Origin of the sequence: Caballeronia sp. LZ008 (genome assembly GCF_031451435.1) — a bacterium.
GTDB lineage: Bacteria > Pseudomonadota > Gammaproteobacteria > Burkholderiales > Burkholderiaceae > Caballeronia > Caballeronia zhejiangensis.
In genome coordinates this window covers 942,736-960,149 of the sequence record NZ_JARUXK010000002.1, presented here as the reverse complement: position 1 = coordinate 960,149, position 17,414 = coordinate 942,736, and the positions used below count along the sequence as shown (strand labels likewise).

General features: G+C 64.3%; 16 protein-coding genes. 8 read left to right on the top strand and 8 right to left on the bottom strand.

Features of this window, described 5'->3' with window-relative positions; genetic code table 11:
- The first annotated feature begins 17 nt into the window (after positions 1 to 17).
- Positions 18 to 1,208 (top strand): porin, encoded by a 1,191-nt coding sequence (locus QCE49_RS18735; RefSeq protein WP_250457780.1) that lies wholly within the window; start codon positions 18 to 20, stop codon positions 1,206 to 1,208.
- Between the two features lie 11 nt (positions 1,209 to 1,219).
- Here the strand turns inward: QCE49_RS18735 and QCE49_RS18730 are convergent, their stop codons facing one another.
- Positions 1,220 to 2,782 (bottom strand): FAD-dependent oxidoreductase, encoded by a 1,563-nt coding sequence (locus QCE49_RS18730; protein WP_409017302.1) that lies wholly within the window; start codon positions 2,780 to 2,782, stop codon positions 1,220 to 1,222.
- 1 nt (position 2,783) lies between these two features.
- Positions 2,784 to 4,307 carry a glycerol kinase GlpK gene (gene glpK / locus QCE49_RS18725; RefSeq protein WP_175980313.1) on the bottom strand — a complete coding sequence of 508 codons (1,524 nt, stop codon included), beginning with the start codon at positions 4,305 to 4,307 and terminating at the stop codon, positions 2,784 to 2,786.
- A 224-nt stretch (positions 4,308 to 4,531) separates the two neighbouring features.
- On the opposite strand from glpK, the gene QCE49_RS18720 reads away from it, so the two are divergent.
- A complete protein-coding gene (locus QCE49_RS18720) occupies positions 4,532 to 5,299 on the top strand; it encodes a DeoR/GlpR family DNA-binding transcription regulator (protein ID WP_008346095.1) in 768 nt (255 codons plus the stop codon).
- A gap of 99 nt (positions 5,300 to 5,398) precedes the next feature.
- Positions 5,399 to 6,322, top strand: a complete 924-nt coding sequence (locus QCE49_RS18715; RefSeq protein ID WP_250457778.1) for a DMT family transporter — start codon at positions 5,399 to 5,401, stop codon at positions 6,320 to 6,322.
- Between the two features lie 3 nt (positions 6,323 to 6,325).
- Here the strand turns inward: QCE49_RS18715 and QCE49_RS18710 are convergent, their stop codons facing one another.
- Positions 6,326 to 8,068, bottom strand: coding sequence for an IlvD/Edd family dehydratase (locus QCE49_RS18710; RefSeq protein WP_008346097.1), 1,743 nt, complete (start codon positions 8,066 to 8,068; stop codon positions 6,326 to 6,328).
- Between the two features lie 325 nt (positions 8,069 to 8,393).
- On the opposite strand from QCE49_RS18710, the gene QCE49_RS18705 reads away from it, so the two are divergent.
- The 4 genes from QCE49_RS18705 to QCE49_RS18690 are packed head-to-tail and all read left to right on the top strand — an operon-like array spanning position 8,394 to position 12,064.
- On the top strand, positions 8,394 to 9,500 hold the full coding sequence (locus QCE49_RS18705; protein WP_008346098.1) for a sugar ABC transporter substrate-binding protein: 1,107 nt from the start codon (positions 8,394 to 8,396) through the stop codon (positions 9,498 to 9,500).
- Entirely contained in the window at positions 9,500 to 10,510 is a 1,011-nt protein-coding gene (locus QCE49_RS18700) for an ABC transporter permease (protein WP_008346099.1), read from the top strand. The genes QCE49_RS18705 and QCE49_RS18700 overlap by 1 nt, the downstream gene beginning before the upstream one ends.
- The gene (locus QCE49_RS18695; protein WP_008346100.1) at positions 10,510 to 11,301 is read left to right on the top strand and encodes an ATP-binding cassette domain-containing protein; all 792 of its coding nucleotides are present in this window, start codon (positions 10,510 to 10,512) and stop codon (positions 11,299 to 11,301) included. The genes QCE49_RS18700 and QCE49_RS18695 overlap by 1 nt, the downstream gene beginning before the upstream one ends.
- 19 nt (positions 11,302 to 11,320) lie before the next feature.
- Positions 11,321 to 12,064, top strand: coding sequence for a FadR/GntR family transcriptional regulator (locus QCE49_RS18690; RefSeq protein ID WP_008346102.1), 744 nt, complete (start codon positions 11,321 to 11,323; stop codon positions 12,062 to 12,064).
- 254 nt (positions 12,065 to 12,318) lie between these two features.
- Here the strand turns inward: QCE49_RS18690 and QCE49_RS18685 are convergent, their stop codons facing one another.
- Positions 12,319 to 12,732, bottom strand: a complete 414-nt coding sequence (locus QCE49_RS18685; RefSeq protein ID WP_309806273.1) for a hypothetical protein — start codon at positions 12,730 to 12,732, stop codon at positions 12,319 to 12,321.
- 40 nt (positions 12,733 to 12,772) lie between these two features.
- Here QCE49_RS18685 and QCE49_RS18680 point away from each other — a divergent pair, with 40 nt between their 5' ends.
- Positions 12,773 to 13,681, top strand: a complete 909-nt coding sequence (locus QCE49_RS18680; protein ID WP_175980308.1) for a lipopolysaccharide biosynthesis protein — start codon at positions 12,773 to 12,775, stop codon at positions 13,679 to 13,681.
- Here QCE49_RS18680 and QCE49_RS18675 read toward each other — a convergent pair.
- Genes QCE49_RS18675 through QCE49_RS18660 form a run of 4 tightly spaced genes read right to left on the bottom strand, consistent with a single transcriptional unit; the run spans position 13,674 to position 17,339 of the window.
- Positions 13,674 to 13,994, bottom strand: a complete 321-nt coding sequence (locus QCE49_RS18675) for a Rieske 2Fe-2S domain-containing protein (protein ID WP_008346109.1) — start codon at positions 13,992 to 13,994, stop codon at positions 13,674 to 13,676. The genes QCE49_RS18680 and QCE49_RS18675 overlap by 8 nt on opposite strands.
- Positions 13,991 to 14,809, bottom strand: a complete 819-nt coding sequence (locus QCE49_RS18670; protein WP_250457776.1) for an intradiol ring-cleavage dioxygenase — start codon at positions 14,807 to 14,809, stop codon at positions 13,991 to 13,993. Before QCE49_RS18670 ends, QCE49_RS18675 begins: the two co-directional genes overlap by 4 nt.
- The gene (locus tag QCE49_RS18665) at positions 14,806 to 15,861 is read right to left on the bottom strand and encodes a maleylacetate reductase (RefSeq protein ID WP_250437526.1); all 1,056 of its coding nucleotides are present in this window, start codon (positions 15,859 to 15,861) and stop codon (positions 14,806 to 14,808) included. The genes QCE49_RS18670 and QCE49_RS18665 overlap by 4 nt, the downstream gene beginning before the upstream one ends.
- A 14-nt stretch (positions 15,862 to 15,875) precedes the next feature.
- Complete coding sequence (locus QCE49_RS18660) at positions 15,876 to 17,339, bottom strand: aldehyde dehydrogenase family protein (protein ID WP_250457775.1); 1,464 nt, start codon at positions 17,337 to 17,339, stop codon at positions 15,876 to 15,878.
- Positions 17,340 to 17,414 lie beyond the last annotated feature (75 nt).

The window sequence follows — 17,414 nt, the reverse complement described above, 5'->3', positions numbered from 1 at the left end:
CGGGAAAGTAATCAGCAATGAAGTCCTTGAATCGCGCACGGACGCGCGCAGGCGTCCTCACGTCCATTTCTCTCGCCGTCGCCCTGTTCAGCGGCACGGCGACGGCCCAAAGCAGCGTCACGCTCTACGGCGTCGTCGATAACGCGTTCGCGTATGTCAGCAACCAGCGCGGGCAGTCCAACGTCTACATGAGCCAGGGCAATCTGCAGGCGAGCAAGTTCGGGCTTCTCGGCGCGGAAGACCTCGGCGGCGGCACGAAGGCGATCTTCCGGCTCGAAAGCGGCTTCAATTCGCTGACGGGCGCGCAAGCCAGCGCAAACGCGATGTTCAATCGTCAAGCCTATGCGGGCTTGAGCCACGAGCGTTACGGCACGCTGACGCTCGGCCGCCAGTACACGCCTTACTTCAGCATGGTCGGCGCACTCGGACCGACGGGCGTGCTGACCGGCGCGACCGGCGCGCATCCCGGCGACGTCGATGCCCTCGACACCACGCTGCGCTTCAACAACGCGGTCACGTATGCGTCGCCGGTGATCGCGGGTCTCGCGTTCACCGTTCAATACGCGCTCGGCGGCGTGCCGGGCAGCATCGCGAGCGGCAGCAACTTCAGTGCCGCGCTTCGCTACGACTACAAGCCTTTCGCGATCGCGGCGGGCTACGTGAAGCTGAAAGACATCGCGACCAGCCCGGCGCTCGGGAGCTTCGCGATCAACTCGCCGGTGAACAACGGCTACGCGAGCGCACAAAGCGCGCAACTGATCGCGGCGGCGGCGCGCTACACGTACAACGATCTGATGCTCGGCCTCAACTATTCCAACGTGCACTATGCGCCGGGCTCGCGCTCGCTTTTCGCCGATGAAGCCGTGTTCAACAGCTACGGCGCCATCGCCACTTACCGGTTCATGCCCGCGGTGAATGTCGCGGCGGGCTACAGCTACACGCGCGCGAGCAGGGCCAACGGCATCGGCGATGCGGCGCAGTATCACCAGATTTCGTTCGAGGAAACGTACAGCCTGTCGGCGCGCACTACGTTCTATGCGCTGCAGGCGTATCAGCACGCGCGGGGTCAGTCGCTCATCGCGTCGGGCGGAACGGGCGGCGTGGCGATTGCGAATGCCGTGGCGGTCGTCGGCGATTCGCAGAACGCGTCGCCTTCGTCGGGACCGTCGCAGTTCGTCGCGATGGTCGGCATCCGGCACGCGTTCTGATCGACGCGCCGCTACGACAGCATCCAGGTTCGCGCGAACGCATCGAAACGCGCGATTTCTTCCGCTTGCCATTGCGCGCCGTGCCCGAGTTCTTCGGCCATGATTCTGGCGACTTCGGGCGCGGCATCGCGGGCGGCGGCGGCATCGAGAAACAACGCGCGATTGCGCCGCGCGAGCACATCCTCGACACAGCGCGCGAGTTCGGCCCGCGCCGCGAAGCGCGTCTGCGCCTCGGTCAGGCCGCTCGCCTTCACCAGAACGTTTTGCGCGCCCGGCAGACGATCGATGATTGCCCCATCGGAACCGTAGTAGCCGCGTTGCTCCGCCGTCGATCCATGCAGCGGCAACGACGCCGTTCGGCACGGCGCAGCGCTCAGCAGTTGCTTCGAGACGGCGAGATCGATCACCTGCTGCGCCATCAGACGGTACGTGGTCCACTTGCCGCCCGTCACGGTGATCATGCCGGTCGCGTTCATTTCGATGGTATGTTCGCGCGACAACGACGCGGTCGATGCCGCGCCGTCACTCTTCACGAGCGGACGCAGCCCCGCCCATACGCTCAGGACATCGTCGCGCGTCGGCTTGACGGACAGATAATCGGCAGCCGTCGCGAGAATGAAATCGATGTCCTCGTCGCTCGCGCGCGGATCGAGCGGCAAGTCGTGACGCGGCGTGTCGGTCGTACCGACTATCGCGTGACCGTGCCACGGCACGATGAACAGCACGCGCCCGTCCTGCGTCTTGGGCACGAGGATCGCGCTATCGCTGCGCAGGAAGCGGCCGGGCAAGGTCAGATGCACGCCCTGGCTCGGCGCGACGATCGGGCGCGCGCCGGGCTCGGCCATCGCGCGGATCGAATCGACCCAGACGCCCGTCGCATTGACGACGCAGCGCGCGCTCACCGCGAACCGGTCGCCGCTTTCGACGTCCTCCACCTCCAGCCGATGACGCCCCGCCGCGCGATCGAACTGCACGCCGCGCACCGCCGCATTGTTCAGCGCGACGCCACCGAGATCGAAGAGCGTGCGCATCAGCGTGATGGCGAGACGCGCGTCGTCGAACTGGCCGTCGAAATAAAGCGTGCCGCCGCGCAGCGCGTGACCGTGCAGCGATTCGGCGAGCATCGGCGATTTCGCGCGGGTTTCGGCGAGATCGAGGCTGCGGCTCGCGCGCAGGTTGAGCGAGCCCGCGAGCCAGTCGTAGATCTTGAGGCCCGCGCCGTACGTCAGCTTGTCGCCGAGCCGGTACGCGGGAACGATGAAACCGAGCGCGTGCACGAGATGCGACGCATTGCGCGCGAGCAGTCCGCGCTCTCGCAACGCTTCGCGAACGAGCGGGATGTTGCCCTGCGCGAGATAGCGCACGCCGCCGTGCACGAGCTTGGTGGCCTTGCTCGATGTGCCCTTCGCGAAGTCGCGCGCTTCGAGCAGCAAGGTCCGATAACCGCGCGACGCCGCATCGACGGCCGTGCCGAGACCGCTCGCGCCGCCGCCGATCACGACGACATCGAAGAACGGCGTCTGATCTGTTTCGCGCAAGAGCGCCGCGCGTCCGGATGGCATGTTCGTTTTCATGTCAGACCGTGGAAAGCGGTTCTTCGGCGGGATGTTCCCAGGCGCGGGCGCGATCGATCGCGCGATGCCAGCGCTCGATGTGCATCGCGCGTTCCGCCGACGCCATCGCGGGTTCGAACCGGCGCGCGGGCGGCCACGCGCTCGCGATTTCGTCGCGGCTCGACCAGAAGCCCGATCCGAGTCCGGCGAGGCAGGCCGCGCCGAGCGCGGTCGATTCCGTGACGCTCGGGCGCACGACGGGACGGCCGAGCAGATCGGCCTGAATCTGCATCAGCAGGTCGCTCTGCGACGCGCCGCCGTCCGCGCGCAGCTCGCTCACGGCGATGCCGGCATCGGCTTCCATCGCGTCGAGGACATCGACCGTCTGGAACGCGATGGCTTCGAGCGCGGCCCGCGCGATATGCGCGCGATTCGTCCCGCGCGTCATGCCGAGCAGCGTGCCGCGCGCGTAGGGATCCCAATACGGCGCGCCCAGACCCGCGAATGCGGGCGCGAGCACGACGCCTTCGCTCGACGAACATTGCGCGGCGAGCGCGCTGATTTCCGCCGCGCTTTCGATGAACCCGAGACCGTCGCGCAGCCACTGGACGATCGCGCCGCCCATGAAAACCGCGCCTTCCAGCGCGTAGGTGCGCTGCCCGCCGAATTCCCAGCCGATCGTGGTCAACAGCCGATGCCGCGATGCGACCGGCTGCGCGCCTGTGTTCATCAGCATGAAAAGGCCGGTGCCGTAGGTATTCTTGACGAGGCCCGGCTCGACGCAGCCCTGCCCGAAGGTCGCGGCCTGCTGGTCGCCGGCGACGCCTGTGATCGGAATCGGCGCGCCGAACAACGCGGCGTCGGTATGGGCGATCGCTCCGCTCGATGCCACGACTTCGGGAAGCACGGCGCGCGGGATATCGAAGAGCGCCAGCAGCCCGTCGTCCCATGCGCCTGCGCGGATGTCGAAGAGCGCGGTGCGCGCGGCATTCGATACATCGGTTACGTGGCGGCGGCCTGCGCTCAGTTGCCAGAGGAGCCAGCTATCGACGGTGCCGAACGCCAATTCGCCGCGGCACGCGCGCGCGCGCAGGCCGGGCGCGCTGTCGAGCAGCCACGCGAGCTTGGTCGCGGAAAAGTATGGATCGATGCGCAAGCCCGTCTTTTCTTCGATGAGCGATTCCGCGCCGGATTCGATCAGACGGGCGCAATGCGCGGCGGTGCGGCGGTCCTGCCAGACGATCGCGGGTCCGACGGGCGCGCCCGTTTGCCGGTCCCAGAGCAGCGTGGTTTCGCGCTGATTCGCGATGCCGATGGCGGCGATATCCGAAGCCCGCGCGCCGGCCTTCTGCATCGCTTCGTGCGCGACGGCGAGTTGCGACTGCCAGATGTCGGCGGGATCGTGCTCGACCCGCCCCGGCTGCGGATAATGCTGCGCGAACTCCCGCTGCGCGCTCGCTATCACGCTGCCCGAATGGGCGAACAGCATCGCGCGGGAACTGGTCGTGCCCTGGTCGAGGGCAAGGATAAAACGTCGCTGGCTCATGCGGCCACTCCAGACAGCCGGTTCGGAGAATGTTCGAATACGAATCTGAATATTCGTTTTCAACCATCGTAGCATCGCGTGGCGTCGACGGAAAGATGGCGGACGCACTGTTCGAGCGCATGTGAACCGGCAATTTCAGAGCCGGCGTTGGTCGGCGGCGGCTTTCGTCGTACACTGCGCGCATCCGATAATTTTCATTTTTTTGCGATTCCGAGCAGCTTTCGATGACATCCGACCAAGCACTGAACGGCAGGCAGCGCGCGCTGCTGGATCGCGTCGCCCGAGACGGCTTCGCGACCATCGAAGACCTCGCGGCGCAATTCGACGTCACACCGCAGACGATCCGGCGCGACGTCAACTGGCTGTCCGATCGGAACCTGCTGCGCCGATATCACGGCGGCGCGAGCGCGCTGACGAGCTCCGAGAACGCCGCGTACACGGCGCGTCAGCAGATGTTTCTCGACGAGAAGCGTCGCATCGCGAGGCGGGTCGCGGCGGAGATTCCGAATCACGCGACGCTCTTCATCAATCTCGGCACGACGACCGAGGAAGTGGCGCGCGCGCTGCGCCAGCATACGGGCCTGCGCGTCATCACGAATAACCTGAACGTGGCGAACATTCTCGCGGACGAGTCCGACGCGGACCTGATGGTCGCGGGCGGCAAAGTGCGCGCGCGCGACAAGGGCGTCGTGGGCGAGCAGGCCGTCGACTTCATCCGGATGTTCAAGGTGGACTTCGGGATCATCGGCATTTCGAGCATCGAGGAAGACGGCACGCTCCGGGACTTCGACATCGCGGAAGTGCGCGTGGCGCAGGCGATCATCGAGCAGTCGCGCACGGTGTTTCTCGTTGCGGATCATTCGAAGTTCGGCCGCGCCGCGCTCGTGAAACTCGGGCATCTCAGCCAGATCGACGCGCTCTTCACCGACGCCCCGCCGCCCGAATGGATCGCGGAAAGTCTCGCCGATGTCGCCGTGCATGTCGCGGATTAAGGCGACGCGATCGGCGAACGGTCCTTGTCGCCCGCAGCGTCGCGGACACTACAATCGGGTACTTTGACAGCATCCGCTTACAAGCACGGGGACGCGAACATGGCGCAAGCGCCGCACATCGGCCGGAAGGAAGACCGCAGCACGCACAACGAACGCCGCTGGCTCACGACCGGCGGTCCGATTCTCTTTCTGCTGCTCTGGTCCGCCGGCTTTCCGATTGCGAAAACCGGCCTGCATTACGCGTCGCCGCTGACGTTTCTCGCAATACGCTTCGCATTGAGCGTCGGCGTGCTGCTCGCGGTATGCGCCGTGAAGCGTCCGCAATGGCCGCGCAACGCGCGCGCGTGGCTGCATCTCGGCGTCGTCGGCTTTCTCGTGCAGGTGATGTACTTCGGACTGAGTTATCTGTCGATGACCGCGGGCATCGCGACGTCCGTGCTCGCGCTGATCGTGTCGTTGCAGCCGATTCTCGTCGGCGTGCTCGCGCCGAAGTTCGTCGGCGAACGCATCGGCGTGCGCAGATGGATCGGCTTGCTGCTCGGGCTCGCGGGCGCGGCCGGCGTGATCGTCGCGCGCGGGCCGCTGCATGCGGAATCGCTCGGTCCGGTGCTGATGGCGATCGGCGCGCTCGTCGGCATCACGGCCGCGATGCTCTATGAAAAGCGCCTGGGGACCGCGCAAGATCCGGTGACATCGAATCTCGTGCAATACAGCGTCGGCTTCGTGTTTTGCGCGCCGATGGCCTTGCTCTTCGAGCACACGCAAGTGCAATGGACGCCGGCATTCATCGCGACGCTCGCGTATCTCGTCGTCGGCAATTCGCTGATCGCGATCACGCTGCTGCTCGCGATGACGCGTGCGGGCAAGGTCTCGCAAGTCGCGTCGCTGTTCTTCTTCGTGCCGCCGGCAGCCGCCGTGCTGTCGTACTTCTTTCTCGGCGAAGTGCTGCCGGGGACCGCATGGTATGCGATGGGCGTCGCCGTGCTCGGCGTCGCCATCGCCACATGGAAGCCGCGCAGATAGCGGCTAGTGCGAATGCTTCGGCACTTCCGCGCCACGGCATCCGACGAGAAAGTCGAAGTCGCAACCTTCATCGGCCTGAAGAACGTGCTCGACGTACAGCTTGCGATAACCCGTTTTATCCTCGGGAATCTCGCTCTTCGCCGCGTTCCACGCATCGAGGCGCGCGCGGATTTCATCGTCGCCGATGTCGATGCGTAGCACGCCGTTGTCGCAATCGAGCTCGATCCAGTCGCCATCGCGCACGATCGCAAGCGGCCCGCCCGCGCGTGCCTCGGGCGCGACGTGCAGCACGACGGTGCCATACGCCGTGCCGCTCATGCGCGCATCCGACACGCGCACCATGTCCGTCACGCCTTGCGCGAGCAGCTTCGGCGGCAAGCCCATGTTGCCGACTTCCGCCATGCCCGGATAACCCTTCGGCCCGCAATTCTTCATGACGAGCACGGAGTCCGCCGTGACATCGAGATCGGGATCGGCGATACGGTGCTTGTAGTCGTCGAAGTTCTCGAACACGACCGCGCGCCCGCGATGCTTCAGCAACGCAGCCGTCGCCGCCGACGGCTTCAGCACCGCGCCATTCGGCGCGAGATTGCCGCGCAGCACGCACAATCCGCCATCGGCGACGAGCGGCTTGTCGAGCGGCCGAATCACTTCGTCGTTGTAGAGCGGCGCTTCCTTCACGTTCTCCCACAGCGTGTGGCCGTTCGCGGTGAGTGCATCCGGATGCGGAATCAGGTTCGCTTCGCCGAGACGCCGCAAGACGGCGGGCAAGCCCCCGGCGTAGTAGAACTCTTCCATCAGGAAGCGGCCCGAAGGCTGCAAATCGACGAGCGTGGGCGTGCCGCGACCGATGCGCGTCCAGTCGTCGAGTTCGAGCTTCACGCCGATGCGCCCCGCGATCGCCTTCAAATGAATCGCCGCATTCGTCGATCCGCCGATCGCCGCGTTCGCACGAATCGCGTTTTCGAAGGCCTCGCGCGTGAGCAGCTTGGACAGACGCAAATCCTCGAGCGCCATTTCGACGATACGCATGCCCGACAGATGCGCGAGCACATAGCGACGCGAATCGACCGCCGGAATCGCGGCGTTGTGCGGCAGCGTGACGCCGAGCGCTTCGGCCATGCACGCCATCGTCGATGCAGTGCCCATCGTGTTGCAGGTGCCCGTCGAGCGCGACATGCCCGCTTCCGCCGACATGAACTCGTGAATCGAAATCTTGCCCGCCTTCACCTGCTCGCTGAGTTGCCATACGACCGTGCCCGAGCCGATGTCGCGTCCTTCGTGCTTGCCGTTCAACATCGGTCCGCCCGAGACGACGATCGCGGGCACGTCGCAGCTCGCCGCGCCCATCAGCAACGCGGGCGTCGTCTTGTCACAGCCGACGAGCAGCACGACCGCATCGACGGGATTGCCGCGTATCGCTTCCTCGACGTCCATGCTCGCGAGATTGCGCGTGAACATCGCGGTGGGACGCAAATTCGATTCGCCGTTGGAGAACACCGGAAACTCGACGGGGAACCCGCCCGCTTCGAACACGCCGCGCTTCACGTGCTCGGCGAGCTTGCGGAAGTGCGAATTGCACGGCGTTAGTTCGGACCACGTATTACATATGCCGATGATCGGCTTGCCCGCGAACTCGTGGTCCGGAATGCCCTGGTTTTTCATCCAGCTCCGGTACATGAACCCGTTCTTGTCGGCGGTGCCGAACCACGCGGCCGAACGGAGCTTGGCTTTTGGGGCGCTCATGGCTTTGATCACTTGATGGGAAAGACCTATAAATAGCATGACTATATCGATGGGGCGTACCGGGAAAACGCTAATCGCCACGTCAAAACACTCTGCATATAGTTTGTCTATTGAAGTCAGCGCGCGGGCTTCGTCGTCCCAATTACTAGTTCAAAACGCCGCGCTCTCGAATCGCCCTCTCGCACTGTTCGCATGGTCATCCGCAACGCTTCGTTCTTTCATCGATGAAAGCCGCGTGTGTATGACGTGCCGTGAAACCCAGTATCTGACAGCGATCGACGATGAGTCGACCCATCGACCAACGAAGAAGAGACCGGAGGAACACATGGCGCAGAATCGGGATGACGACGCAAACGACAGCAAGCTCATCAGCGCGGGCCGGCGCGGCATCATGCAGGGCGCGGGACTCGGCGCGGCGCTGTCGCTCCTGGGCGGCGTGACCGGTGGCGGCGGTTTGATCTCGTCCGCGCAAGCGGCCGAAGCGGCGTTTCCGCAGCACAAGAAATGGAAGATCGTGTTCGTCAATCATGTGACGACGAACCCGTTCTTCGTGCCGACGCAATACGGCATTCAGGATGCGTGCTCCATGTTCGGCATGGACTATCAGTGGACCGGCTCGGCCACGTCCGACGCGGGCGAAATGGTGCGCGCGGTGAATTCTGCGATCGCTGCGAAAGCCGATGCGATCGCCGTGCCGATCGTCGATCCGAACGCATTCGACAAGCCCATTCAGGCCGCGCTCGACGCCGGCATTCCCGTATTCGCTTACAACGCCGATGCGCCGCGCGGCAAGACGAATCCGCGGCTCGCTTACATCGGACAGGATCTGTATCTGTCGGGTTATCAGATGGGCGAGCGAATCGCCAGCATGATCGACAGCGGCATGGTCGCGCTTTTCATCGCGACGCCGGGACAGTTGAACATTCAGCCGCGTCTCGACGGCGCGAGCGATGCGATCAAGAAATCCGGCAAGAAGATCGACATTCAGACCGTTGCGACGGGCGCGACCGTCAACGAAGAACTGTCGAAGATCAAGTCGTTCTATCTCGGGCATCAGGACCTGAAAGGCATGTTCGCAGTCGATGCCGGCAGCACGCAAGGCGTCGCGCAAGTGATGAAGGAATCGAACCTGCCTTCGAAGGGCGTGCATGGCGGCGGCTTCGATCTGTTGCCGCAGACGATCCAGCTCATCCACGAAGGCTTCCTCGATTTCACCATCGACCAGCAGCCGTACGTGCAGGGCTTCTACACGGTGATGGAAGCGTTCGTGTTCCTCGCGTCGGGCGGGCTCGTCGGGCCGGCGAACATCAATACCGGTCTCAAGTTCGTGACGAAGGATACGGTCGAGCCGTATCTCAACACGTCGACGCGTTATGAAGGCAAGACCACCAAGCCGCAAATCGTGCCGATGAAAGGGGCCATCAAGTCCTGATGAACACAGTGAACGAACCCCGTAAAGCAACGACGCCCGCGCGGATCGCCAGTCCGCGCGGTGCGTGGGCGTCGCATTGGGCGCCGGAGTTGCGCATCCTCCTCGTGGCCGTGCTGCTCGCGGCTTACTTCCAGTTCATCAACCACGACTTCCTGTTCAGCAACGCGAGCCTCGTCAACCTTTCGCAGTATGTCGCGCCGGTCGCGATCATCGCGTTCGGCGAGATCATGCTGATGATCGGCGGCGACATCGATCTGTCGGCGGGCATGGTCTTCGCATTCGCGCCGTTCATGATGGTGTTCGCGAACGAAGCGGGCGCGCCGATGTGGCTCGCGGTGATCGCGGGGCTCATCGCCGCGGCGATCATCGGCTTCGTGAACGGCGCGGTGACGGTCTTTCTGCGCCTGCCTTCGTTCGTGACGACGCTCGGCACGCTCTTTCTCATCAACGGCATCACGCTGACCGTCTCGCGGGGCACGCCCGCCGCGACGCCGGGCTCGCCGGAATTCGCCGCCGTGATGGGCGCGTGGGGCTATAGCGAGATCATCTGGACCGTTGCGATTGCGTTCGTCATGCATGTGCTGTTGCGGCATACGCGCTGGGGTCTGCACACGCAGGCGGCGGGCGCGAATCCGCTCGGCGCGAGCGAAGCGGGCATTCATGTGAACCGGCTGCGGCTCGGCAATTTCGTGCTCGCGGCGGTGCTCGCCGGATTCACGGGCATTCTCGAAAGCTTTCGCATTACGTCGATCGATCCGCAAGCGGGCGGCAATCAGATCATGTTCCTCGCCGTGGCCGCTGCCGTGATCGGCGGGACGCCCTTGACGGGCGGCTCGGGCACGATTGTCGGCGGACTGCTCGGCGCGGCGGTGCTCGGCATTCTGAGCGATGGCTTCACGCTCATCGGCATCAACGCGTTCACGTTCAACATCATTCTCGGCGCCGCGATTCTCGCCGCGATGATCTTCAATATCCACATCGGCCGCATTCGCCGCAAGGGAGCACGGTGATGGCAGACCCGCAAGCAGCAGCCGCCACCGATCTCGCGCTGCGCGGCGACAAGCTCGTCAAACGCTTCGGCGCGGTGACGGCGCTCGACGGCGTGTCGCTTACGCTCGGCCGTGGCGAGATTCTCGGCATTCTCGGCGACAACGGCGCGGGCAAGTCGACGCTCGTGAAGATTCTCACGGGCTTTCATCAGCAGACGAGCGGCACGCTGCATGTGCACGGCGAGGAAACGCTGCTGAAGTCCGTCGATCATGCGCGCGCGCTCGGCATCGAATGCGTGTATCAGGACCTTGCGCTCGCGAATTCGCTGTCGATTTATCACAACATGTTCCTCAATCGCGAGATCGTGCGGCGCGGTCCGTTCAGGCTCGTCGACCACAAGCAGATGCGCGAGCGCGCGGCGCAATGTCTCGAGGATATCGGCGTACATGTGCCTTCGGTCGATCTGCCGGTCGAGCGTCTGTCGGGCGGTCAGCGTCAGGCGATCGCGGTCGCGCGCGCGGTGCATTCGAACGCGAAAATCCTGTTGCTCGACGAGCCGCTCGCCGCGATGGGCGCGCGCGAGGCCGCGCTCATCATCGATCTCGTGATGCGTTTGAAGGAAAAGGGCGGCCTCTCGATCATCATGATCATGCACAACTATGCGCAGACGCTGGACATCGCGGATCGCATCATGTTGATGCAGCGCGGCCGCGTGACTTACGAGCAGCGCAGCGCGAACACATCGGTCGCGGAACTGATGGATATCGTGAGACGGGAATATCGGGCGATGCGCGCGACGACCGCTCAATAGCCGTTTCGAGCTGCGCGTCATGGATTACCGCAACCCCAAGCAACGCAAGAGCATGCACGGACGCATCGTGCAGGAGCTCGGCATGCAGATCGTCAGCGGGCGCATTGCGCCGGGCGAGCGTCTGCCCGCCGAGCCCACGCTCTGCGAAAGCTACGGCGTGAGCCGTCCCGTGCTGCGCGAAGCGACGCGCGTGCTCGTCGCGAAGGGGCTCGTCGTATCGAAGCCGCGCGTGGGCAGCGTCGTGCGCGCGCGCGACGAATGGCACATGCTCGACCCGGACGTGCTCGTCTGGACCATCAGCCATCTTCCCGAAGGCGAGTTCTTCCGCTCGCTGATGACAGTCCGCCAGATCATCGAACCGGCCGCCGCCGCGCTCGCGGCCATCTCCGCGACGGATGACGACATCGCGCGCATCGGCGCTGCGTATGAGCGCATGGAAGGTGCGCAGACCGCCGCCGATCTGCTCGTTCCGGACCTCGAGTTTCATCGCTCGATCATGGCGGCGACACACAACGACATGCTCGCGTATATCGGCAACATGCTGTCGCTCGCGCTCAGCGAGTCGATCAAGCTCACGAGCCGCCACCCGAATACGCACGCGCTGTCACTACCGCGTCACAAGGCGATCTTCACCGCGATCGCGAACCGCGATGCGCTCGCGGCGCGTCAGGCGAGCGTCGTGCAGCTCGACAACGCACGCGCCGACGCCACGTCCATCCTCGGCGGCGCGGCGCTCGAACCGGACCGTCCCCTCTCCGGGTAAGTTTTCCCGATCTTTCGCGTCGTAACGTTTGCATCGGACGAAATTCGTTCAAGTCCCGTTCATCCCTGCCGTAAACCCTATTGAGACCGGCTTCGACGCGGTCTCCTCTTCGCCCCACGTGTCCGGCAGCGCCCTCTTCCGGACGGCTCACCGGGGTTAATCGACAAGCATTCCACCGTTCCTGCGTCCGACGCGGGACGAAGGTCCGTTACCGGTCCGTCCGCGTTCGTCCGGACGACTCGCGCAACGTACGCCTACTTCGTGGAGATGGATGTCAGCCACTTAGTAATCCGTATTGAAATGACGAACTTCGCTCCGGCCTTCCGCTTCATCCGATTCAAGTCTATCGCGCTCGTTGCAGCGGTGAGCGTGTTGGTCGCCGCATGCGGCGGCGGCGGTGGCGGCAGCAGCGACAACGCATCATCGAGTAGCGCCGCGCAGAGCGGCAGCGCGTCGGCTTCTTCCGCGAGCGTGACGGGATCGGATACATCGCCATCGGGCACGGGGACGACCAAGCTCACGACGAGCCCGCCCGCCACCGCGAGCGACACCTCCGACGACGCCGCGTCGAGCGGCACATCTTCGCCCACGGCCAGCGCGCCCGCTCCCGCGTCGAGCACGGATAGCACGAGCACCGATAACGCGAGCACCGGCAACACAGGCACCACGACGCCGACGCCGACGCCGTCCGCGCGACTCTTCTACGGCGTGAACGGTCACAACAATGAAGGCGGCGCCTACGATATCTCCAGCCCCGCGCTGCAGCTTTCGCAATTGCAGGATCTCGGCGCGAAGCTGTATCGCAACGAGGTCTATAGCCAGGGCACCGCGAACAAGCTCGCGGGCATCGCCGACATCATGGCGGCAGGCGGCGTGACCGTGTATCCGGTGATCCTGATGGATATCGCCACGTTCATCAACGAAACCGACGGCTACAACGCCGGTTTCGCGCTCGGCCAACAGACGGCGAGTTCGCGCCGCTATGCGTACTACGAGGTCACGAACGAGATGGAATCGGCGCTGCTGCTCGGCAATGTCGATGGCGTGCTTCCGTCGCAATACGATGCCGTCAAGTTCAGGATCCTGCGCGGCGTCATTCGCGGGATGATCGCGGGCATCAAGTCGGTCGATACGTCGGGGAAGATCATTCTGGGCGGCGGCACCTGGCTGCACTACGGCTTCGCGCAAATGCTCGCGGCCGGCACGGAGCCGGATGGCAGCACGGGGCATGAGGTCGTGAATTGGGACATCACCGCGTGGCACTGGTACTCGGACATGAACGACATCACCAACGCGTGCGGCGGCACGGGCTGTCACAACGTGCTCGCGGCGCTTCAGGCGCTCGGCAAGCCGATCTGGATCAACGAGGCCGGCGTGCGCCCGAACTTCGGCACCGATCAGCAGATCGCGGCATATCTCGTCGGCAACAAGATGTTGGCGCAGTTCGTCGCGCTCGCATCGACCTACGGCATCGAATCGGTTCAGACGTACCAACTCTACGACGATCCGGCGGGTCTTCCGGGCGGCGGCGCATACGGCTTGCTCGAGAACGACGGCCACACGCAGAAGGACGCCTATGCCGCGTACAAGAACTTCGTCGCGGCGCATCCTATGTGATGCTTTCGCCTTCGATCAGCACGCGGCCATTGTCGATGCGGATGGGTATGTGCCTGAGGCTCGCGCCAAGGCATGGACCATCGACGCACACGCCGTCTTCGAAGCGAAACATCGCGCTGTGATGCGCGCACATCAGCAGCGCGCCTTCATAGGTCCAGAACGCGTCGGGCTCGTAGTTGAGCGGTATCGAGAAATGCGGGCAAACGTTGCGATACGCCCACGCATCGCCGCCGCGTCGCAGAACGAGAACCGATGGCGCGGCTTCGAAGCCGCCGCCATCGGGAATGTCGTCGAGCGCGCAAAGAACGTTCACGCGCGCTCCTTCATGAGCAGCGTGAAATCGCGCGCCACCTCGTAACCGCCCTCCTTCGCCACATACTCGATGACGAGCGAGCGCTTCACGCCGAACACTGCATCGGAGTTCACATACGGATCGTCGGACGAGTAGAGCGCGGTTGTCAGCGGCTCGTAGCCGGGTGCGTCGATACGAAAGTGGATGTGCGCGGGACGCATCGGATGACGTCCCGTAGCGACGAGCATCTGGCCGACGGGACCATCGGTCGGAATCGGATAGCTCGTCGGCTTGATCGAATGGAACGCGTACGCGCCGTCGGCATTCGTGCGAAAGCGCCCGCGCAGATTGCCTTCCGGCTGATCCGGGTCTTGCCCTTCGTACATGCCGTTCGGCGCGGTCTGCCAGACTTCGATCAGCGCATCGGCGACGGGCTTGCCGTTCACGTCGCCGACCGTGCCATAAAAGAAAACCGGCTCGCCATCGCTTTGCGCGATGTTCGCGCCGAACGCCGATTCCTGCACGCCATCGCGATAGAACGGGCCGAGCAAACTGCTTTCGGTCGCGGCTTCATCGTGATGCTGATTGATGTCGTCGAGCACGATGGAAAGCCCCAGCGTATCCGACAGCAGAATGAACTCCTGCCGGATGCCGTCGCACTTCTTGCCCGTCGCCGTGAGGAACTCGATGCCGCGTCGCCATTCGTCGTGCGTGAGGTTCACTTCGCGCGCGAACGCATGCAGATGACGCACCAGCGCGACGACGATCTCCTTCGTGCGCGCATCGGCGCATTGGCCGAAGGCGTCGGCGACGGATTGCGTGAGGTGTTCGTTCATGGTCGTCGTCCTTCGTAGGCCGCTTCGATCAGCGCACGCAGCGGCGCGCGTTCGACCGGACGCGGATTCCAGTACGGGCTTTTCAACGCGATATCGACGGCGATGTCGATATCGCTCTCCTTCATGCCGATGTCCTTGAGCGCGGTCGGCGCGCCGTTCGTTCGTGCGAGTTCGAATGTGCCTTGCGCGGCATCGTCGGCGTCCAATGCGCGAGCGATGCGCTTCATGGCGCCGGGCGCGGCATCGCGGTTATAGGCGAGCGCGTGCGGCAGCACGATGGTATGCGTTTCCGCGTGCGGCAGATTGAACGTACCGCCGAGCGTATGACACAGCTTGTGATGCAACGACATGCCTACGCTTCCGAGCACCGCGCCGCACAGCCACGCGCCGTAGAGACAATCGCTGCGCGCATTCATATCTTCAGGATTCCGGACGACCTTGCCGATGCCTTGCGCGAGCGCGCGAATGCCTTCTTCGGCCATCAGGCTCACGATGGGATTCGCGTCCTGCGCGTACAGTCCTTCGGCAGCGTGCGCGATCGCGTTGATGCCGCTCGTCACCGAAAGCGACGCGGGCAGCGAGACCGTGAGTTGCGGATCGTAGATCACGGTTTTCGGCAGCACGCGCATGTCGCGGCCGGTCCTCTTCGAGCCGGCTTCGGTGAGGCCGTAGATCGGCGTCATTTCCGAGCCTGCGTAAGTGGTCGGCACGGCGAGTATCGGCAATGACGATGTCAACGCGATCGCCTTGCCGAGACCGGTCGTCGAGCCGCCGCCGATGGCGATCGCGCAATCCGCGCCGATGCGCTCCGCATACTCCCGCGCCGCGCGCGCCGTTTCGACGGGAACGTGCATCACCGCTTCGGCGAACACGCCCGCCGCGCGATGTCCGATGCGTTCGGCGAGCGCTTCGGCCTGATCGCGTTGCGGAGGCGTCGAGAGAATGAGCGCGCGCCTTGCGCCCAGACGTTCGATCTCGCGTTCGACGTGTTCGATGCTTCCCGCACCGAACACGACGCGCGACGGCATGCCCTGATAAACGAACGATTGCATGATTTCGGGTGCGCTCAACGTGGATAGTAAGGCGGAATATTGGCGTCGACATTCACCCACACCGACTTTGCCTGAGTATATTCGCGCATCACTTCGAAGCCCATCTCGCGTCCGTATCCGCTCGCGCCGACGCCACCGAAAGGCGATCCCGGACTCACGCGCTTGTAGCAGTTGATCCACACCATGCCGCTCTTCAGTTGCCGCGCGAAGAGATGCGCGCGTTGCAGATCGCGCGTCCAGAGTCCCGCGCCCAGGCCGTATTCGGTGCCGTTGGCAATCGCCAGGCCTTCTTCATCCGATCTGAACGTGCTGACGGTGACGAACGGGCCGAACACTTCCTCCTGCGCGACGCGATCGGTCGGCTTCGCCTGCACGATGGTCGGTTCGACATAGCAGCCTTTCGCGAGCCCCGCGGCGTCCGGCGACTTGCCGCCCGCGAGCACGCGACCGCCCTGCTCCCGCGCGACATCGACATACGAAAGCACGCGATCGCGATGCATCTGCGATGTGAGCGGACCCATTTCCGTGGACGGATCGAGCGGATCGCCGATGCGGATCGAGCGCGCGAGCGACGTAAAGCGTTCGAGCAAGTCATCGGCGATGGATTCGTGCACGATCAGCCGCGACGCCGCAATGCACGCCTGCCCTTGATTATGAAAGATGCCGAACGCGGAACCTTGCACGACAGCATTGAGATTCGCGTCGCCGAACACGACGTTCGCCCCTTTGCCGCCGAGTTCGAGCTGCACTTTCTTCAGATTGCCGCTCGATGCCTGCACGATCTTGCGGCCCACCGCCGTCGATCCAGTGAACGCCACCTTGCCGATCTCGGGGTGCTCCGCGATGTATTGACCCGCGACGTGACCGAAACCCGGCAGCACGTTCACGACGCCCGCCGGAAAGCCGACCTCGGCCATCAACTGCGCGATCGCGAGGCTCGACAAGGGCGTGAGTTCGGCGGGCTTCATCACGACGCAATTGCCCGCCGCGAGCGCGGGCGCCATCTTCCAGCTCGTGAACATCAGCGGAAAATTCCACGGCACCACTTGTCCGACAATGCCGACCGGTTCGCGCGTCAGATAGTTGAGAAAGCCGGCTTCGACAGGAATCACCGAGCCTTCGAACTTGTCGGCCATGCCGCCGAAATAACGAAACGTCGCGGCCGTGCGCGGCACGTCGAGATTGCGCGTATCGCGAATCGGATGGCCGGTGTCCATCGATTCGAGGCGCGCGAGTTCATCGGCGTTCGCTTCGATCGCGTCGGCGAGTTTCAGGAGCAGGCGTCCGCGATCCGCCGCCGCCATCGCGCTCCACGCCGGGAATGCCTTTTTTGCGGCTTGAACCGCGCGATCGACATCCTCGCGGCCGGCCATCGAGACTTGCGCGATCTCGCTGTTGTCGTGCGGATTCAGTGTCGCGAGCGTTTCGCCGGACAGGGCGGCCACGAAGCGGCCGTCGATGAAGAGTTGCGTTTGCATGTCTTGCTCGTGTCGAAGATTGAAGACGAAGCGTTCCCCGCGACGCCTTTTCAAGGCATCGTTCTTGTCGAAGGG